This window comes from Gordonia sp. PvP123, from assembly GCF_040547295.1.
In the GTDB taxonomy this organism is placed as follows: domain Bacteria; phylum Actinomycetota; class Actinomycetes; order Mycobacteriales; family Mycobacteriaceae; genus Gordonia; species Gordonia terrae.
Map to the genome: position 1 here is coordinate 74,125 of NZ_JBEPPN010000015.1, position 17,508 is coordinate 91,632.

Consider the following 17,508-nt stretch of genomic DNA (forward strand, 5'->3'; position numbering starts at 1 on the left):
CCTCGACGCGCTCCTTCGTCGCTTGCTCGGCCCGGCGGCTGCGCTCGGTGCCGGCTCAACCAGCAGTTGAGGGCTTCCCTGCGCCGGCCGAGCAGCGCCGCCCCCCTGCTGGCCGAGCCGCGTCGACCGAGCGCAGCGAGGACGCCGCGTGTCGAGGTCACCTGTCGGTGAACGACATTCAGTCCCGGCCACAGTTCGCGCGCACGTCGACGTGTGGGAGATAGGCGTCGCGCTGCGCGTCGGTGAGGGGTGCGGTGCTCGCGCAGATCCAGTCGCGGGCCACGTCGAGATCGAGCGTGTGCCGGTAGACGTTCCCGGTCGTGTCGCCGCCGGCGATGATCTCGTCGTCGGACGGGAGCCGGACCGGTAGCTGCCAGGTGGTGGTGGTGTCGGTGGTGGCGAGCAGGGTCCCGACCGGTTGGCGATCGCCGAGCCGCCCGTCGTCGCCGAGCGCGAAGCTGATCAGTTCGTGCGTGGCGGTGCCCACCGCGATCCGGTTCGGCGCCATCGACACCGTGGAGGCGAACATGTCCTCCCGGCGGTCGAGGAGTTCCGGCTCGGCGTCCGTGCCCGTCGGGGGCAGGCGCCAGGTGGAGAGGTCGCGGGAGGCGACCACCAGCACCTCGCCGTCGTCGTCGAACGCGGCCTGGGCGATCGGCGCGTCGTCGGTGATGACGTCGATCGGGTCCGGACTCGGCGACGTGAGGTCGTACAGGTAGACGCGTTTGTCGTCGGAGGTCAGTGCGAGCCGCGTGCCGTCAGGGCTGAAGGCGGCGTTGCGGATGAGGTCGGTGGGCCCGCGCAGCGGGGCACCCACCCGCCGTGGGGCGCCGGGCACCGACGTGTCCCACAGGGCGACGGTCGTATCCGTGTCCCCGGTCGCGAGCAGGTTCCCCGAGGGCGCGAAGACGACCGGGAAGGAATAGCGGGTGGCGACGTCGAGGGCCGCGGCGCGGCGCGGGGCCGCGGTGTCGGTGATGTCCCACAACTCGACGAGCCCACCGTTGTTGTTCGCCGTGGCGGCCAGGGTGCCGGGGCCGTTGAGGCTGACGCGCGGATGGTCGTTGACCCGACGCTGGATCGGGGTTCGTGAACGCAGCGTGAGACCGCCCGACGTCGTCCACAGGTTCAGGGTCGTGTCGGAGCCGACGGTCGCCAGGACCCGTTGTGCGGCGTCGGTGCCCAGTCCGGTGATCGTTCCGCCGCGGTCGGGTTCGGTCCGGCCGGGCAGGCTCCAGACATCGATGGTGCCGTCGGACCGACCGGACACGAGCTGTTCGCCGCTCGGGTCGAACCGGGCGGCGAAGGTGCGTACCGAGCCCTGCTCGGAGGTGGTCTGCAGCGCCCACTGCAGGGTCGGCGAGGTCGGATTGGCGGTGTTCCAGACCCGCACGAGACCGTCGGCGCGGGCCGAGGCCAACTGCGCGCCGGAACCGTCGAAGCCGATGGACCACGAGCCCGCGGTGCTGTTGGGCAGAGACGTGCTCAGCGGGCGGGGTGCGAGCGGGTCGGCGACATCCCAGAGTTGGGTGTTGGGGCTGTCGCCGGTGACCGCGAGCGAGCGACTGTCGGGGCTGAAGGCGACGGCATGGGTGATGCTGGGGAAGCCGGTGAGCGGCGGGCCGAGCGGCCGGGGTGCCTCGCCGGTCGTCCACAGTCGCACGGTGCGGTCGTCGCCGCCGCTGGCGAGGACGCGTCCGTCGGGGCTGAAGGACAGGGTCCGCGCCGCGGCGGTGTGCCCGCGCAGAACGGCTGTCTCCCGGATCGATCCGGCCGGGGACACCGCGTAGACGGTGATCGTGCCGTCGTCCGACGACGCGGCCAGCGTGCGGCCGTCGGCGGCGAACCGCACCATGTAGACCGTGCCGTGACCGGGGGACACCGTCGTCGCCAGTCGGGGTCTCGACACGTCGGTCAGATCCCACATGCGGACGGAGCCGTCTCCGCTGCTGCTCGCCAGCAGCTGTCGGGTCGGATGGAAGTCGGTGCTGGTGACGTAGTTCCCGAAGCCGCGCAGGACGGCGGTCTCGCGATAGTCCGACGCCTCGGACCGTGTCCAGACCCGTACGGTCCGGTCGCCGCCGGCCGACGCCAACCGGGTGCCCGTCCGGTCGAAGGACAGGTCGTAGACCGGGCCGGTGTGGCCGGTCAGCGACGTCACGAGCGGCGTCGTCGCTGCCCCGCGCAGCCGGCTCGCCACGGTCGGGTCGTCGGGATAGAGGTGGTGCGCGATGAGCAACAACCGCGCCGCCAGCGACGGGTTGGAGTACTGCATGCTGTCGATGTGGGACAGCAGTGCCGACCGTTCGGCGGCATTGCGCTGTTGCCGGAGGTCGTGCGCCTGCCGGAACCCGATCGCCGCGGTGATGGACGCGGCGATGGCCAGCACCACGATGACCGACACCGCACCGAGTCGGGTCAGGTGCCGCTGCCGCTGCATGGCGACCGCGGCATCGAGGAAGGCGTCGTTCTCTCTGCTCAACAGGTGCAGATAGTCACTGCGAAGGGTCCGTCGGCGGCGCTGTGCGTCGTCGAGGCGCGACCCGGTGTAGAGGAAGGACCTGCCTCGACCGTTGGCCAGCCAGGCGGCGCTGTCGGCGTCGACCTGCTGGCGCCACAGGTGGTTGTCGGTGTCGTCGGCGATCCACTCGGCCAGACGTGGCCACGCGGTCAGCACGACGTCGTGCACGAGCATCACCGAGTCGGTGGACACGGTGAGCAGCCTGGCCTGGGCGAACTCGTCGATGACGGTGGCGACCTCGGGCGGGAAGCGGTCGGCGATGGTCGCGGTGGACAGCGGCACGCGCAGCGCGATACCGGCCGGACCGACGTGCACGAGGGCGAGCAGAACCGCCCGTGCGAGGTCCCGGTGCCGCGGATCGATCGCCGCCCAGGCGGACTCGGCGGTGTCGGCGACGGCGCGGGCGATGCCGCCGGTGGCCCGGTAGCCGGACAGGGTCATCCGATTGCCGCTGCGGCGTGCCCAGGTCGCCTGCAGAACGTGTGCGAGCAACGGCAGGCGGCCGGCCCGGTCGCCGCCCGTCGAGGCCTCGTACAGCTCGGCGATCATCACGTCGGCGAGTCCGGTCTCGATCCGGCCGCCGGCGAGCCGCACGGGCGCGGTGATCACCTCGCGCAACTGCGTGCGGGTCATCTCCGAGACGATCACGCAGCGGTGTTGCCACGCGTCGGCGAGAAACGGGTGCTCGACGCACTGACTGAAGAAGTCGGCTCGCACGCCGACCACGACGACGGTGTCGGACGCGAGGTCCTCGACCCGCCGCAGCGTCTCGGCCCGCAGCGAGTCCTCGAGAGAGAAGACGTTCTCGAACTGGTCGATGACGATGACCGCGTCCTCGGTCGTCGTCTCCGTGGCCTTGGTCGCCTCCGTGGCCTCTGTCGTCTCCGTGGCCTCCGCTGTCTCGAGGTCTTCCGTTGCCTCGGTGGTCTCCGGATCGGGCGGGTCCGCGATGACGAGACCTTCCGGGGTGATCTCGCCGAGTCGGGGCGCGGGCAACCGGGCGTCCCGGGCCAGGCCGGCGCGCAGCAGCGACGACTTGCCGGACCCCGACACCCCGGTGACCACGACGAGCCGAGACGCGGGGGCAAGGGGCGGCCGGCCCGTGCGCGCCGCCAGGATCGCGTCGACCAGGGTGCCGACGACGTCGTCGCGACCGAAATACATCTGACTGTCGGCCGCGGTCAGGGTGGCCAGTCCGGGAAACGGGCGCGCGTGCTGCGGCGCGGACGGCTCGGCGCCGGTGGTCTCCTCCGGCGTCCGACGGTCCCACATCTCTCGCCACTGCGGGATGGTCAGCGCGTCGTCGGCGCCGGCGGCGACGGCGCGCGCCGTCAGCCAGACGAGCAGCGGTTCGACGGTCGCGAAGTCCCGGGGGAGATGCCGGCCGTTGCGCCAGTCGCTGATCCGCTGCGCGGACACCCGGGCTCGGGACGCCGAGGCACGCAGGGTGGGACGGCCTGCTTGCACGAACAGTCGCGCGAGTGCCTCACCGAAATCCACTCAGCCGTTCCCATGCTCGCCCGACAGTTCGACCGCACCATCATGCGGTAGCCGAACCCCCTGCGCCACCATCGACGACCCGATGTGGCGACGGCCACATGCGCGCCTCGCGTGGCCGTGCCCGCCGGCGGAAGAGCCGCCGGATCCGGAGCCGGTTCTGTCCGGTCCGGATAGTCCGTTAGCCGCGTGAGCTGCGCTTTCGCGCGCTGTTTCGGCTCGGGGGTGGATTGGGTCGCGTTCGTGGGGTCTGCTTGTGGGGCGCAACCCGACGGGGGTCGGGAAGCGCACAGGTTGCGTCGGTCGAAGGACACACGGAAAGTGTCGCGAACACTGCCCGTCGGGGGCTGTGTGTCGTTCGGCCCACACGACCGCGCGGGTGCCGGACACCGGGTCGACGGGGGTCGGCGGTCTCCGGCACCCGCGTCCCCTCCTCGCGCCGGGCCCCTTCTCTTGTCAGCGCGGCTCACTACGATCTGTCCATGCTGATCACCGACGCCCAGCGTCGCGCACGCCTCATGCGCCGGGCTCACCTCGATGCGTCGTCGCGCGCTGCCGACGCGGTCGAGGCGGCCGCCACCATGGTCGGTCTGCACGCCACCACACCGTCGACGGTCCATCTGGCCGCATGGGCTCGCGTCGGTCCGGGCTTCACCCGCGACTCCGTCGACGCCGCCCTGTACGAGGATCGGACGCTCGTCAAGCACCTCGCCATGCGACGCACACTGTTCGTGTTCCCGCGCGACGTGCTGGCCGAGTCCGTCGGCGCCCTGGGGCCGCGGATCTCGGCGTCCGAACGCACCAACATGTTGCGGGACCTCCGGCGCAGTCCCGACTTCGACGACCCGGAGGGCTGGATCGAGACCGCCCGGCAGGCAGTCCTGGCCGAACTGGCCGGCGGGGAGTCGCTGACGTCCACCGAACTGCGGGAGCGGTTGCCGGCCCTCGACGGGTACATCACCCACGGTGCGGGCACCTCCTGGGCGGGACGCGCACCGATGGGCCCCCGGGTGCTGAACATGCTGGACGCCGAAGGTGCGATCGTGCGCGGCCCCAACCGGCTGGGCTGGCATCTCTCGCGGCCGGCGTGGACGTCGATGCCGCTCTGGCTCGGTGAGGAGCTGCCGCCGATCAGCGTCCACGACGGGCACTGCGCACTGATCGGGCGTTGGTTGCGAACGTACGGACCCGGTACGGAGACCGACCTGACGTGGTGGCTGGGCTCGACCAAGACCGCCGTCCGCGCGGCCCTCGCCGAACTCGAGACGATCCAGGTCGACCTGGAGGACGGCGGCGTCGGTCATGTCCTGCCCGACGACACCGGTGACGACGGCATCGGGGGCGAGCCGGTCGAGCCGCAGGCCGTGCTCCTGCCCGAGCTCGACCCGACCACCATGGGCTACAAGGAGCGCGGCTTCTATCTCGGCCCCCACACCGCGCAGGTCTTCGACTCCGCGGGCAACGGCGGTCAGACCGCTTGGTGGGACGGCCGCATCGTCGGCGGCTGGTACCGCAGGCCCGACTCGTCGATCGACATCATCCCGCTGGAGCCGCTGTCCCGTGATGCGCGTCGAGCGCTCGACGCCCGGGCCGAGGAACTCGCGGCGTGGTTGGGCGACGAGCCGTTGAAGACCGGATATGCGGCGCCTTATGCGCGGGGGTTGTGAGGTCGCCGGTTCGGGTTGAATCGACATATGTCAATATTGACGAATGTCGAATCAGAACCTGCTGTCGGCGGTTCCCCGCGGATTGACGGCCGGCGAGGCGGAGACCGCCGCGCCGGTGTTGAAGGCGCTCGCGGATCCGGTCCGGTTGCGGTTGTTGTCCGAGATCGCGGCACATCCGGGAGGTGAGGCGTGCGTGTGCGACATCTCCGGACCGTTCGACGTCTCGCAGCCGACGATCTCGCACCATCTCAAGGTGCTGCGAGAAGCCGGGCTGGTGACGAGTGAACGGCGGGCCACCTGGGTGTACTACCGCGCGAACACCGATGCGCTGCACAGCCTCTCGGTCCTGCTGGGCGATCTCTCGTCGGTGGTCGGCGAGTCCGGTTCGTGCGAGCCGGGCCGATGAGCACGGTCGATACCGGGGTGGCGGGCAAGTTGTCGGTGCTGGACCGGTTCCTGCCGGTGTGGATCGGTGCGGCCATGGTCGTCGGTCTGCTGCTGGGTCGCACCGTTCCGGGCGTGGGTGACGCGCTGGCGTCGGTGGAACTCGACGGCATCTCGCTGCCGATCGCTCTCGGATTGCTGATCATGATGTATCCGGTGCTGGCCAAGGTGCGCTACGACCGACTCGACTCGGTCACCGGCGACCGTCGCCTGCTGCTCGGCTCACTGGTGTTGAACTGGATCATCGGGCCTGCGCTGATGTTCGCGCTGGCCTGGCTTCTGCTCCCGGACCTGCCGGAGTACCGGACCGGCCTGATCATCGTCGGCCTGGCGCGCTGTATCGCGATGGTCATCATCTGGAACGACCTGGCGTGCGGTGACCGCGAAGCCGCTGCCGTCCTGGTCGCACTGAACTCGGTGTTCCAGGTGATCATGTTCGCCGCGTTGGGCTGGTTCTATCTCTCGGTGCTCCCCGGGTGGCTCGGGCTGGAACAGACGACCATCGACACCTCGCCGTGGCAGATCGCGAAGTCGGTGTTGATCTTCCTCGGCATACCTCTGATCGCCGGCTACCTCACCCGCCGCATCGGTGAACGGACCAGGGGCCGCGACTGGTACGAGTCCGCGTTCCTGCCGCGCCTCGGACCGTGGGCGCTCTACGGGTTGCTGTTCACCATCGTCGTCCTGTTCGCCTTGCAGGGTGAGCAGATCACCTCGCAACCCTGGGACGTCGCGCGTATAGCGCTTCCGCTGCTGATCTACTTCGCGGTGATGTGGGGCGGCGGTTTCCTCCTCGGCGCCGCGATGGGACTGGGTTACGAGCGGACCACCACACTGGCGTTCACCGCCGCCGGCAACAACTTCGAGCTCGCGATCGCCGTCGCGATCGCCACCTACGGTGCGACCTCCGGTCAGGCTCTCGCCGGAGTCATCGGACCGCTGATCGAGGTCCCCGTTCTCGTCGGCCTCGTGTACGTGTCTCTCGTGTTGCGGAGGCGATTCACCGCCCCTGCCGCTGTCGGACCAGATGTGTCGAAGGAGCCCGCTCGCGATGTCTGATCCTCTCGAGGTGCTGTTCGTGTGTGTCAGCAATCGCGGCAAATCCGTGATGGCAGAGCATCTCACGCCGACGGTCACCGACCGGGTCGCGGCGTCGTCGGCCGGAACGAGCGCGAAGATCGGCGGCGAGGTCAACGAACTGTCCGCGCACGTGCTCGCCGAGATCGGCGTCGACGTCGCCGCCCACCGGCCTCGTCAACTCACCGACGATCTGTTGCGCGCCGCGGATCTCGTCGTGGTGGTCGGCACTGCCGAGGTCACCCCGCCCGACGGAGTGAGTATCGAGGTGTGGAACACCGTCGAACCCGCTGACCGCGGCGTCGATGGCCTCGAGCGGATGCGGCTGATCCGTGACGACATCACGACTCGTATCCGCGACCTCACCGACCGTCTGCAGCCGTGAGCATTCAGAACGGTGGTGGGTTGGCGGCGTTCCACGCGTCAATCTCGCGACGGTGGGTGATGGTGCGGGTTTCGCGCTGATCGGCGAGCTTGCTGCGGGCCGGATGGTCGGGTGGGCGGCCGGGTACGAGGTAGCCGAACAGGTCGCGGCCGTTGAAGGCGTTGCCGATGAAGGTGTGTCCGGTCGGGGACTGGAACCAGGCGGTCAGGTACTCGTCTTGGTAGTCGCGCCACATGCCGAAGGTCTTGATGCGGTGGTGGAACCGGCACAGCGGTTTGAGGTTGCGCTGGGTGGTGGCGCCACCGGTCGAGGGTGAGTGGTGGTCGAACGGGGTGGTGTGGTCGAGATCGGTGGTCCACACCGGCTGATCACAGCCGGGGAAGGTGCAGCACAACTCGCCGCAGCGCACCAGGTTCTGGAGTTTGCGGCTCGGGGTGTAGCGGGATTCGGCTGCCGCATCCGCATGAATGCCGGTGGTGACGAAGGAACGACGGGCATCGGCGAGCAGTGAGCGCATGGTGTCGGCGTCGATGAGGCCGTGGCCGTCGAGGAAACCGGGGTCGTCGTCGACGCCGAGCAGAGTCGACAGGTTCACCACGATGTGGAACGTCGGCACCGGGGCGTGCGGATCGACCGTCACCGGGGCCGGTTCAGGCGTGGGTGTCGGTTCAAGCGCTTCCGTAATGGTGTCGTCGGATTCCACTGCTGCCGACGGCCTTTCCATCTCCGGCTCGTTGACGGTGTCGTCGAGGTCGACCGGTTCGGGCACCGGAGCGCAGTGTGGGCAGCGGCACGGCAGGGTGTCGAGGTGGGCGGCGAGGGCGATCATCGCGTCGACGCGTCGCTGCCTTTTGTTGCGGGGGTCGTCGGGGTGCACGGAGGCGGCCATCGCGTCGAGTTGGGCGTTGAACGCGGCGGCGTCGGTGACCGGGAGGCTGCCGGTGATGCGGGCTTGGCCGGGCTGGAATCGGTCAGGTGCGATGGTGATGTGGCGATCGCGGGTGGCGCGCTCGCGGCGGCGGCGGACCGCGTCAGGGGCGTGTCTGGCGACGATCGCGTCGACCAGGGTGGTGAACTGGGTCGTCGACATCGGGGGGCGGGCCAGGATTGCCTCGGCCAGATGGGCATCGACGGTTTGCATGTCGCTGTCGGAGACGTAGTCGGTGCGTTTCATGGCGATGGTGAAGCGGCGTTGGTCTATCCGTCCGCAGGCCAGGGTGTTGCCGGTGAGCATGAGACGGTAGCGCAGGATGTCTCCGGTGCGGATGAGGTCACGGGCTTGCGCGGCGGGGATCATCAGTGCCGCACCGAGTTCGGTGGTCGCTTGGTCGAATCCGTCGGGACCGAATTCGGCATAGGGGTCGATTCCGGCCGCGGCGTCGGCGGCGCGGCGGTGCAGTTCGTCTTCCGACGAGGCTTGACCGTCCCGTAGTTCGGTGCGGCGTAGGTGGTGGTCGAGTTCGCGTTCCTCGTGCAGCAGGCTTGCCGCGGTCAGGAGACGATAGGAGGCGGCGGAGGTGATCGACGCGCAGTGGGTGATGACGTCCACGAGTTCACCGGCGGACAACTCGGTATCGGAAAGCGCTGCGGGCAAAGGCATTTCGTCTTCGGGCTCGATACCCGAAGCGTCTGCGCCACCGCCCCCGAACTGCATGACCACACCATACGACCACCCACCGACAAGAACGACGACGCTCGGTCAGCAGCAGGTTGTGCGAGCGCCGGCGGGGCCGGTGGCGCTACCGCCGCAGCAGACCGAACCCGTGTCGGATTCGTCGACAGCGTTCTCGGCCAACAACTTCGGGCTCGTGCCGAACGTGTCCGAGTCCGCGAGCACGGTGTAGATCTCCCACTTCTCGTCGCTCGGTCCGGTCACCCATACCTTGTCCTGGGTCGCGAAACAGCAGGTCGAGTCGATCTCCTCCTGCGTGAACAGCCCCGCGCCGGAGAGTCGGTCGATCTCGGCATGCACGGTGTCGCTCGACTCGACTTCGACGCCGAGATGGTTGATCGTGCCGCCCCGGCCCGGGTTCTCCAGAAGGACCAGTTTCAGGGGTGGCTCGACGATCGCGAAGTTGGCATAACCGGGCTTGCGTTTGGCCGGGGCGGTGTCGAACAGCGTGGAGTAGAACTCGATCGCGGTACCGAGGTCATCGACATTGAGTGCGAGTTGCATACGGGACATGAGGAACCACCTTCACCTGTGAGACATATGTCGAATCGGACTGTTCTTGCAGAATGTCACCTTTTCGACATATGTCAATAGAGAGAGTAGGGTCGGACCATGCCGAAGACCTTGCCGATGGTCGACATCAGTGCGCCCATCTGCTGCGCGCCGGTGTCGTCGGCGCCGCTCGACGACGCCGCCGCTCTCGAGATCGCATTGCGGCTCAAGGCTCTTGCCGATCCGGTGCGGATCAAACTCGTCTCGATCCTCCTCGCCGATGACGGCGACGGGATCTGCACGTGCGACCTCGCGACCGCCGTCGGGCTCACCGAGGCAACGACGAGTCACCATCTGGGTCAGCTACGGAAAGCCGGGATGGTCTCGCCCGAGCGTCGCGGGATGAACGTCTATTACCGGTCGAGGCCCGAGTCGTTGGAAGCTCTACGCAATGTCCTCAGCGCGACCACCGGATGCTGCTGACCCCGGGGACCACGCGTCGAGTGTCGGCCTGGCCGGATCATTCCCCCACGTGCGGCGGGACGGCAGTCGGATCGGCCATCACGTCGGTGCCGCCCAGGGTCTTGTTCGCGCGGCGTTCCACGAGCAGCGGCACGAAGTCGCGAACCTCGGTCCCCTCGAAGTGCTTGTACGCCGTCTCGACCGCGGCAGCGACGTCGTCGGGCGACCGGTGCGAGTAAAGGCCGATGAGCCGGTGCTGGACTTCACTGATCTGGCGAAGTTCGTCATTCGCATCCATGCACACAATTTAGAGTGTCCGCAGCACTTCGGACCGTTCGCACCGATGGATTCACCGACCGTTCATCCCGCCGCTATCGGTGCTCAACCTCGCATGACGGCCTGCGCCCGACCCGCCTCCCGGTGTCTTGCTTCCCCCATGGACGTCGATGGTGATGGTCAGCGGTTAACAGTGGGAGAACCTACGATGACACCCATGGTTCAGTCGCGACGACCGGTCGATCCCGTCGCACAGGCGCAAGCTCGGGTGCTGGTGGACGAGTTGGAACGCGTCGCCGACTCCCTCGTCGACAGCTTGCAGATCGGCCGCGGCGGCGAGAAGGCGCTGCGGACGGCGCGCCGGGAACTCTACGAGGTCCGCGAGCACGTGCGCCGGCTCCAGACGACGTACGAACTCTTCGGATAGACGGACGCCGCGCCGATGTTCCGATGAATTCGGGAACGATGTCGGGTCAGACCCGGTGAACTGTTGTCATCACCGAGCGAAAGGCACCGTCATGAGTACCGCACTCCCACCCGTGGCCGACCGCGACACCTGGGCGGCGGCGCTGGCCGACCTACGGCGCCGAGAGAAGGCGGCGACCCGCGAGCTCGACGCCGTGGCCGCGCAGCGTCGTCGGCTCCCGATGGTCGAGATGGACGACTACGTCCTCACCGGGCCCGACGGTCCGGTTCGACTCGTCGACATCTTCGACGGGCGCGCACAGCTGATCGTCTACAACCACATGTGGTCCGACGGCGCGCGCTTCCAGTGCCCGGGTTGCACCGGCTTCACCACGCAGTTCAGCCGGCTCGACTATCTCGCCGACTACGACGCGCGATTCGTCATCATCACGCCCGGGCCCATCGACGAGGCCCTGGCGTACCGGGAGCGCGTCGGCAATCGCATGGACTGGTACTCCTCGGCGGGCACGACCTTCTCCGCCGACGTCGACGCCGCGCCGGGGGAGGGATTCGCCGTGAACGTCTTCCTCCGGGACGGGGACACCGTGTACCGCACCTGGCATTCGACGGGACGCGGCACCGAACAGCTCGGTTTCACGTTCGGGCTCCTCGACGTCCTGCCCTACGGGCGTCAGGAGGAGTGGCAGGATTCTCCGGACGGATGGCCCCAGAGTCCGACCTACTCGCGATGGCGCGGTTCGGAGGAGATCGCCGCGGCGTACGGTGACCCCGACGCGTGACCCTCGCTCGTCACAGAATCCGCTGGTCAGCGTTCACAGGAACCTCCCAGCGTGCCGACAGTGGGGTACCAGGCCGTGCTGGGAGGGTGGTCGTGTGAGTGAAGCGGCGAAACAGAACAGCACACGCGGCGCGAAGGTTCTCGTGGTCGACGACGAGGAGAACATCCGCCAATTGTTGTCGGTGTCCCTGAAGTTCCAGGGATACGAGGTCGAGACCGCTGCCGACGGTCCGGCGGCCCTCGACCGGTGCCGCGTCGCCAAACCCGACGTCCTCGTCCTCGACGTGATGATGCCGGGGATGGACGGGTTCGGATTGTTGCGACGCCTACGCGCCGACGGCGTCTCGGCTCCCGCGCTGTTCCTGTCGGCGCGCGACACGGTGGAAGACAAGATCAACGGTCTGACCATCGGTGGCGACGATTACGTGACCAAGCCGTTCAGCCTCGAGGAGGTCGTGGCCCGCCTGCAGGTGTTGCTGCGGCGCAGTGGTTTCGACGAGCAGCAACGTACGTCGTCGAAGATCACCTTCGCCGACATCGAACTCGATGACGAGACCCACGAGGTGTTCAAGGCGGGCGAGCTGGTCGCGCTCTCGCCGACGGAGTTCACCCTGCTGCGGTACTTCATGGTCAACGCGGGCACGGTCCTGTCGAAACCCCGTATCCTCGACCATGTCTGGAATTACGACTTCGGCGGTGAGGTGAACGTCGTCGAATCCTACGTCTCATACCTGCGGCGCAAGCTGGACACCGGGGACAAGCGGCTCATCCACACCCTGCGCGGCGTCGGCTACGTGATGCGTGAGCCCCGTGACTGATCCGACGGCGACGAGCGCAGGTCGAAAGCCGCGCAAGCGCGGTGTCCCACTGCGGATCTCGCTGGTGGCCCTGACCGTGTTGCTCGTCGTCCTCGGGCTGCTCGCCTCCGGTGTGGCGGTGACCTCGTCGATGCGCCAGGATCTGATCGCCCGCGCCGACGACGGGTTGGAGAATGCCGTACGGACGTGGGCCGAGCCCCGTGGATTCCTCGGCGACGGTCCGGGCCCACCCGGCCCACCCGGCCCGCGCAGGCCGCCGTCGCCCTACTACGTCGAGTCCGTGGTCTACGGGCCCGGAGGGGTGTCGGCCGACAATGTCTACAACCAGTTCGACGACGCCCCCGACCTCGGTGGATTGACCGACGACGACGCCGGACCCGTCACCGTCCCGTCCGTCGACGGCGACGGGCCGCAATGGCGAGTCATCACACGCAGCAACAGCTTCGGTAGATCCGTCGTCGCCACACCGATGTCCGACATCGACGACACGGTGAGCAGGCTGATCTGGCTGCAGCTCGCGATCGGCGCGCTGGTCGTACTGCTCATCGGGGTGCTGAGTTATGTCCTGGTGCGCACGAGTCTGCGCCCGCTCCGTCGTGTCGAGGAGACCGCCCACGAAATCGCGGAGGGAAATCTGACGCGACGCGTGCCACCGGCGCCGCCGAACACCGAGGTCGGCAGCCTGTCGGACTCGTTGAACCGGATGCTCGGGCAGATCCAGCACGCCTTCGCCACGACCGCGGCGTCCGAACAACAGGCACGCGCCTCCGAGGAGCGGATGCGCCGCTTCGTCGCCGACGCCAGCCACGAATTGCGGACTCCGCTCACGTCCATCAAGGGTTTCGCCGAACTCTATTCGCAGGGCGGCGTTCCCGACGTGACCGACGCGATGCGACGCATCGACGACGAGGCCGGTCGGATGAACCTGCTGGTCGAGGACCTGCTGATGCTCGCGCGGCTCGATGCCGCGCGTCCGGTCGATTCCGCGCCCGTGGATCTGCTCGGTCTGGCCGCCGACGCCGTGCAGAGTGCACGTGTCGCCGCGCCCGAACGCGAGATCCGGCTCGACGTCGTCCCGGGCGACCGTCCGCCGGTCGTCCTCGGCGATGGGCCGCGGCTCGTACAGGTGCTGCGGAATCTCATCGGCAACGCCGTGAACCACACACCGCCGGACGCCTCCATCACGGTCGGGGTGGCAGTCGACGACGGTACCGACGACAAAACGAACGCCGGTGAGGCGGTGCTCACCGTCGCCGACACCGGTCCGGGAATCTCGGCGGAGGATGCCGAGCACGTCTTCGAGCGCTTCTACCGCGGTGACTCCTCGCGGCACCGGGGCTCCGGCGGTGGCAGCGGTCTCGGCCTGTCGATCGTCGCCGCCCTGGTGGCGGCGCACGGGGGCCGAGTGGGTGTCGACACCAGTCCCGGTGCGGGAGCCACGTTCTGGGTGCGACTGCCGCTCGCGGACGCCGGCTAGATCAACCGGCGCAGCTGCGGCCTCACTGCTGGTTGAGCAGCGACGAGCGCAGCGAGGAGCGTGTCGAAGCCACCGCCGCCTCAGCCGATCAACCGACGCAACTTCGCGAACTCGGTGACGTCGTCGCGGAACCGGTCGAGTCCGACGAGCGTGTACATCCCGTCGATCTGGCGCGTGACCCACAGCTGATGGATGCGGCGAAGGTCGGATTGCCGTGACTTCCAGCCGATTCCGTCGATCACGGCGAGAACCAGTTGGGTCGGCAGCCGGACCTCGGCCATCTCCTCGATCTCGCGGACCGCGTCGGTCAGTTTGGAACCGGTCGAGTCGAAGCCCTTCGCCGCGACGACGATGTCGGCAGATGACGGATCGCCCACGATCAGGTCGGCGGGTGCGGTCCGTCCGTTGCGTCCCGCGAATCGCGAACGGGTGACGTAGTCGAGTCCGATGTCGCGGGCGATGTCCTCGATCTCGTCCTCGATGCGTCGACCCGAGGCGCCCGCGCGGGTGGCGGTCGCGCGGGTCCCGGCGCGGGCCACGAGGATGTCGGCGAAGGTGAACGTGCGGGACAGCTGGGTGCGCAGCATGCGGACGAGGTCGAACTCGGTGTCGAGCCAGGTCACCAGGTCGACCGGTTGTGCGCGCGCCAATGCGTGCCAGCCGCTGGTGTCGAAGCGGTCGCGCAGGGCGTTCTTCAGCTTCTCCTGGGACAGCCCGACCGCGAGTCCGAGGACGGGCACGTCGGTGGGGTTGTCGCGCACCCAGGCCGCCAGCCCCGCGACGTCGGTGTCCAGGAGTTCGCCGAGGCGCGCGGTGGCCTGGGTTATCCGCTCGGCCTCCGGCGTCGATGCGGTCGGATCGACGTGAGAGGTCAACCGTCCCAGGGATGCCAGGTAGTCGTCGAAGTCGCCCGCGGTGCTCATCGGTTCGTCGTGTCGTCGATGGGTCGTGTCCCGGTCAGTCCCGGCCGATGAACAGGTACTCGCTGACGTCGCGCCGCGTCGCGGCCGCGTGGGTGCCGAAGCTGTACTTGTGGTCGATCGCGATGACCTCCACCGACGGCTTGACCTTCCCGAGCAGGTCGACGATGCGGTCCTTGCCCGGCAACGCATTCGACGAGTACGACAGCACGATGGCGCCGGCGTCTTCGAAATGCTCGAAGGTGCGCAACAGGGCGTCCTCGATGGTCCGCTTGTAGGCGAACGGGGTGAAGCGCTTCGGTAGCTTCTTGGTCTTGGTGTTCTCCATGATGCTCATGCCGCGCCAGTAGGCCGACAGGCCCTCGAGAAAGTGGTAGCGCTTGATGTAGTCGTTGTCGTCGGTCGGTGGGGCGTACGGGGGATCGAGGTAGACCAGATCCGGTGGTGCGGACCACGGCAGTTCGAGGTCGAAGATGTCGCCCTGGACGCTCCGGCTGCTGCGTGCGTTGCTGAACACCGTGGCGTTGTAGTCCCCGGCTGCGCGCAGACGGAAGTGGTCGCGCAGGGACATCGTCAGGTCACGCCGGCCATCGGCGTACCGCGTCGAGTCGGTGAACGTGAAGACCCCTCGGGGCTGTTTGCGCGCCGCCGAGAGCACCAGGGCGGCGATCGCGAGGTCGCGCCGGTAGCCGCGCAGGGCATCGACGTGCGACCACGCCGAGTCCAGGAACGCCCGGTCCTCGGTGGTGAAGTACAGGCCGTCGAAGGTCCGGGAGATGTAGTCGCGGTCGTCGGCGGGGGGACCGCAGATCGTCTCGATCAGTTCCGGCTCGAGCCGGACACTCGAATTGGCCACCGACGCCCGGGTGATGATGTGCGGGAAGTTGAGGAAGTCGTTGCTGACGACCTCGAAACCCTGCGCCTTCAGCAGGTACGACACCACTCCGGACCCGGAGAACGCGTCGACCGCGGTGGACCCGCCGATCTCGGCGAACGTGCGCTCGAGGTGGGGCAGCAGGCGGTACTTCGACCCCATGTACCGAAGGCGTGGGTACCGCTGCGCGCGAGCCAGGACGTCGCTGGATCCGACGACTGCTCGGGAGGCGCGTCCCGTCCCGGATGATTCTGGCCCACTCACACCGAAAAGGATGTCATGGACTCCCGACAGCCGGCCGCAGACAGTCCGGCGCAGACAGTCCGGCGCAGACACGTCCGGGACATCACCCGCCGTTAGACTCGGGCCCATGGCATCGGTCTTCAGCATGATCATCAACGGCGATCTCCCCGGTCGGTTCGTCTGGAAGGACGGCGAGGCGGTCGCGTTCCTCACCATCGAGCCCGTCACGCCCGGTCACGTGCTGGTGGTTCCGCGCGCCGAGGTCGATCACTGGGAGCAGATGGACACCGCCGCATTCGCCCATCTCAGCGCGGTCGCGCAGAACGTGGGTCGGGCGGTGAAGGACGCCTTCGACGCGCCCCGGATGGGTCTGCTCATCGCCGGCCTCGAGGTTCCGCACGTGCACGTCCACGTGTTTCCGGCGCTGTCGCTCGAGACCTTCGACCTCGCCAATGCGAACAAGAACGCCCGTCCCGAGGACCTCGACGCCGCGGCGGAGAAGATCCGCGCCAGCCTGCGGTCGCTCGGTTACGGCGAGTACGTCGCCGACTGACCACACCGCCTGCACATCCACCGCTTTTCGGCACATCCGCCCCCTCACATGGACTGGTCCCCAGGAGTTGGACTGGTAATTCGGGAGGTTACGCCACGAGGGTCTGAGTCCGGTATTGCACCGGGCTTAGACCCTCGAGGCGTTCGGAGGTGCGGTTGTGGTTGTACCAATGGATGTAGTCATGCAGGGCGGCCTCGAGGGCTTGAGTGTCGAGGTAGGTGACGTGGTGGAAGCATTCCTCCTTCAGGTGTCCGAAGAACGCTTCCATCACGGCATTGTCGTAGCAGTTCCCTTTACGTGACATCGATTGCTGCGCACCGGCTTCGGCGAGTAAACGTCCCCAAGTTTTGTGCTGGTATTGGAAACCTTGATCGGAGTGCACCAACGGGCGCTGGCCGGGTTCGAGGGTGGCAAGTGCGGCCCGCAAAGACGAGTGGGTCAGATCTAGATTCGGCGATCGACTGATCGAGTAGGCAATGATCTCGCGGTTGTACAGGTCCAAGATCGGTGACAAGTACAGCCTGTTCTCGCCGATATGGAACTCGGTCACGTCGGTGACCCACTTCTGGTTGGGCGCCTCGGCGGTGAAGTCGCGGTTGAGTAGGTTGTCGGCGATGACCCCGGTCTGGCCCTGGTACGACACGTAACGACGCCGGCGGACCTGACAGGCCAGACCGAGCTGACGCATCAGCGCCAGCACGGTCTTCTTCGCGATCTGCTCGCCACTGTTGACCAACTCGCGGTGTACTCGCCGGTGGCCGTACCGGCCCTTGTTGGCGTGAAAGATCTCGCTGATCGCGGCCTTGGTCTGTTCCCATGGGTCGGGGCTGCCGAGTCGGGCCTGGTGGTAGAAGAACGTCGAGCGTGCCAGCCCAGCCGCGGCGAGCAGATCGCCCAGTCGATGTTCTGCCTTGAGGGAGATGACG

At 68.0% G+C, this 17,508-nt stretch carries 17 protein-coding genes; 10 read left to right on the plus strand and 7 right to left on the minus strand.

All coding sequences use genetic code 11. The annotated features are described in order from the left end of the window. Positions 1–178: 178 nt before the first annotated feature. Complete coding sequence (locus ABIC25_RS23235; RefSeq protein WP_354563362.1) at positions 179–4,021, minus strand: nSTAND1 domain-containing NTPase; 3,843 nt, start codon at positions 4,019–4,021, stop codon at positions 179–181. 479 nt (positions 4,022–4,500) lie between these two features. Here ABIC25_RS23235 and ABIC25_RS23240 point away from each other — a divergent pair, with 479 nt between their 5' ends. From ABIC25_RS23240 to ABIC25_RS23255, 4 genes are read left to right on the plus strand one after another with little or no spacing between them, the layout of a single operon-like run. Next, positions 4,501–5,685, plus strand: coding sequence for a winged helix DNA-binding domain-containing protein (locus tag ABIC25_RS23240; protein WP_354563364.1), 1,185 nt, complete (start codon positions 4,501–4,503; stop codon positions 5,683–5,685). A gap of 43 nt (positions 5,686–5,728) precedes the next feature. Then, positions 5,729–6,091, plus strand: coding sequence for an ArsR/SmtB family transcription factor (locus ABIC25_RS23245; RefSeq protein WP_239403372.1), 363 nt, complete (start codon positions 5,729–5,731; stop codon positions 6,089–6,091). Beyond that, complete coding sequence (arsB, locus tag ABIC25_RS23250) at positions 6,088–7,188, plus strand: ACR3 family arsenite efflux transporter (protein WP_239403371.1); 1,101 nt, start codon at positions 6,088–6,090, stop codon at positions 7,186–7,188. The genes ABIC25_RS23245 and arsB overlap by 4 nt, the downstream gene beginning before the upstream one ends. Further along, on the plus strand, positions 7,181–7,591 hold the full coding sequence (locus tag ABIC25_RS23255; protein ID WP_239403362.1) for an arsenate-mycothiol transferase ArsC: 411 nt from the start codon (positions 7,181–7,183) through the stop codon (positions 7,589–7,591). Before arsB ends, ABIC25_RS23255 begins: the two co-directional genes overlap by 8 nt. Before the next feature lie 4 nt (positions 7,592–7,595). Here ABIC25_RS23255 and ABIC25_RS23260 read toward each other — a convergent pair whose 3' ends face one another. Further along, positions 7,596–9,245 (minus strand): HNH endonuclease signature motif containing protein, encoded by a 1,650-nt coding sequence (locus ABIC25_RS23260; RefSeq protein ID WP_435529040.1) that lies wholly within the window; start codon positions 9,243–9,245, stop codon positions 7,596–7,598. Between the two features lie 45 nt (positions 9,246–9,290). Further along, positions 9,291–9,776, minus strand: coding sequence for an ArsI/CadI family heavy metal resistance metalloenzyme (locus ABIC25_RS23265; RefSeq protein WP_354563368.1), 486 nt, complete (start codon positions 9,774–9,776; stop codon positions 9,291–9,293). A gap of 99 nt (positions 9,777–9,875) precedes the next feature. Here ABIC25_RS23265 and ABIC25_RS23270 point away from each other — a divergent pair, with 99 nt between their 5' ends. Then, positions 9,876–10,238, plus strand: a complete 363-nt coding sequence (locus tag ABIC25_RS23270) for an Rv2640c family ArsR-like transcriptional regulator (RefSeq protein WP_354563369.1) — start codon at positions 9,876–9,878, stop codon at positions 10,236–10,238. 37 nt (positions 10,239–10,275) lie between these two features. On the opposite strand, the gene ABIC25_RS23275 is transcribed toward ABIC25_RS23270, so the two are convergent. Then, positions 10,276–10,515, minus strand: coding sequence for a three-helix bundle dimerization domain-containing protein (locus tag ABIC25_RS23275; protein ID WP_101821635.1), 240 nt, complete (start codon positions 10,513–10,515; stop codon positions 10,276–10,278). A 195-nt stretch (positions 10,516–10,710) separates the two neighbouring features. Between ABIC25_RS23275 and ABIC25_RS23280 the strand changes: the two genes are divergently transcribed. The 4 genes from ABIC25_RS23280 (at position 10,711) to ABIC25_RS23295 (ending at position 13,992) form a co-directional block, all read left to right on the plus strand. After that, positions 10,711–10,920 (plus strand): hypothetical protein, encoded by a 210-nt coding sequence (locus ABIC25_RS23280; RefSeq protein WP_239403333.1) that lies wholly within the window; start codon positions 10,711–10,713, stop codon positions 10,918–10,920. A 91-nt stretch (positions 10,921–11,011) separates the two neighbouring features. After that, positions 11,012–11,698: a DUF899 domain-containing protein gene (locus tag ABIC25_RS23285; protein WP_239403331.1), complete on the plus strand. Its 687-nt coding sequence runs from the start codon at positions 11,012–11,014 to the stop codon at positions 11,696–11,698. A 94-nt stretch (positions 11,699–11,792) separates the two neighbouring features. After that, positions 11,793–12,515, plus strand: a complete 723-nt coding sequence (locus ABIC25_RS23290) for a response regulator transcription factor (RefSeq protein WP_004020644.1) — start codon at positions 11,793–11,795, stop codon at positions 12,513–12,515. Beyond that, positions 12,508–13,992 (plus strand): sensor histidine kinase, encoded by a 1,485-nt coding sequence (locus ABIC25_RS23295; RefSeq protein WP_354563371.1) that lies wholly within the window; start codon positions 12,508–12,510, stop codon positions 13,990–13,992. Before ABIC25_RS23290 ends, ABIC25_RS23295 begins: the two co-directional genes overlap by 8 nt. A gap of 80 nt (positions 13,993–14,072) precedes the next feature. On the opposite strand, the gene ABIC25_RS23300 is transcribed toward ABIC25_RS23295, so the two are convergent. Then, positions 14,073–14,915, minus strand: coding sequence for a hypothetical protein (locus ABIC25_RS23300; RefSeq protein ID WP_354563372.1), 843 nt, complete (start codon positions 14,913–14,915; stop codon positions 14,073–14,075). Positions 14,916–14,949: 34 nt separating this feature from the next. Then, positions 14,950–16,182 (minus strand): DNA adenine methylase, encoded by a 1,233-nt coding sequence (locus tag ABIC25_RS23305; RefSeq protein WP_435529041.1) that lies wholly within the window; start codon positions 16,180–16,182, stop codon positions 14,950–14,952. Between ABIC25_RS23305 and ABIC25_RS23310 the strand changes: the two genes are divergently transcribed. Beyond that, positions 16,157–16,582 (plus strand): HIT family protein, encoded by a 426-nt coding sequence (locus tag ABIC25_RS23310; protein WP_064569208.1) that lies wholly within the window; start codon positions 16,157–16,159, stop codon positions 16,580–16,582. The genes ABIC25_RS23305 and ABIC25_RS23310 overlap by 26 nt on opposite strands. Positions 16,583–16,670: 88 nt before the next feature. On the opposite strand, the gene ABIC25_RS23315 is transcribed toward ABIC25_RS23310, so the two are convergent. Continuing rightward, positions 16,671–17,508 (minus strand): IS3 family transposase (locus tag ABIC25_RS23315; RefSeq protein ID WP_354563373.1); only part of this gene is annotated, 838 nt, incomplete at its 5' end.

What these genes read in the sequence shown, in the direction of transcription:
- ABIC25_RS23280 (WP_239403333.1), top strand. Translation starts at nt 10,711, where the DNA reads ATGGTTCAGTCGCGACGACCGGTCGATCCCGTCGCACAGGCGCAAGCT.
- ABIC25_RS23245 (WP_239403372.1), top strand. Translation starts at nt 5,729, where the DNA reads ATGTCGAATCAGAACCTGCTGTCGGCGGTTCCCCGCGGATTGACGGCC.
- ABIC25_RS23285 (WP_239403331.1), top strand. Translation starts at nt 11,012, where the DNA reads ATGAGTACCGCACTCCCACCCGTGGCCGACCGCGACACCTGGGCGGCG.
- ABIC25_RS23275 (WP_101821635.1), bottom strand. Translation starts at nt 10,515, where the DNA reads ATGGATGCGAATGACGAACTTCGCCAGATCAGTGAAGTCCAGCACCGG.
- ABIC25_RS23300 (WP_354563372.1), bottom strand. Translation starts at nt 14,915, where the DNA reads ATGAGCACCGCGGGCGACTTCGACGACTACCTGGCATCCCTGGGACGG.
- arsB (WP_239403371.1), top strand. Translation starts at nt 6,088, where the DNA reads ATGAGCACGGTCGATACCGGGGTGGCGGGCAAGTTGTCGGTGCTGGAC.
- ABIC25_RS23270 (WP_354563369.1), top strand. Translation starts at nt 9,876, where the DNA reads ATGCCGAAGACCTTGCCGATGGTCGACATCAGTGCGCCCATCTGCTGC.
- ABIC25_RS23260 (WP_435529040.1), bottom strand. Translation starts at nt 9,245, where the DNA reads ATGCAGTTCGGGGGCGGTGGCGCAGACGCTTCGGGTATCGAGCCCGAA.
- ABIC25_RS23240 (WP_354563364.1), top strand. Translation starts at nt 4,501, where the DNA reads ATGCTGATCACCGACGCCCAGCGTCGCGCACGCCTCATGCGCCGGGCT.
- ABIC25_RS23265 (WP_354563368.1), bottom strand. Translation starts at nt 9,776, where the DNA reads ATGTCCCGTATGCAACTCGCACTCAATGTCGATGACCTCGGTACCGCG.
- ABIC25_RS23310 (WP_064569208.1), top strand. Translation starts at nt 16,157, where the DNA reads ATGGCATCGGTCTTCAGCATGATCATCAACGGCGATCTCCCCGGTCGG.
- ABIC25_RS23305 (WP_435529041.1), bottom strand. Translation starts at nt 16,182, where the DNA reads ATGATCATGCTGAAGACCGATGCCATGGGCCCGAGTCTAACGGCGGGT.
- ABIC25_RS23255 (WP_239403362.1), top strand. Translation starts at nt 7,181, where the DNA reads ATGTCTGATCCTCTCGAGGTGCTGTTCGTGTGTGTCAGCAATCGCGGC.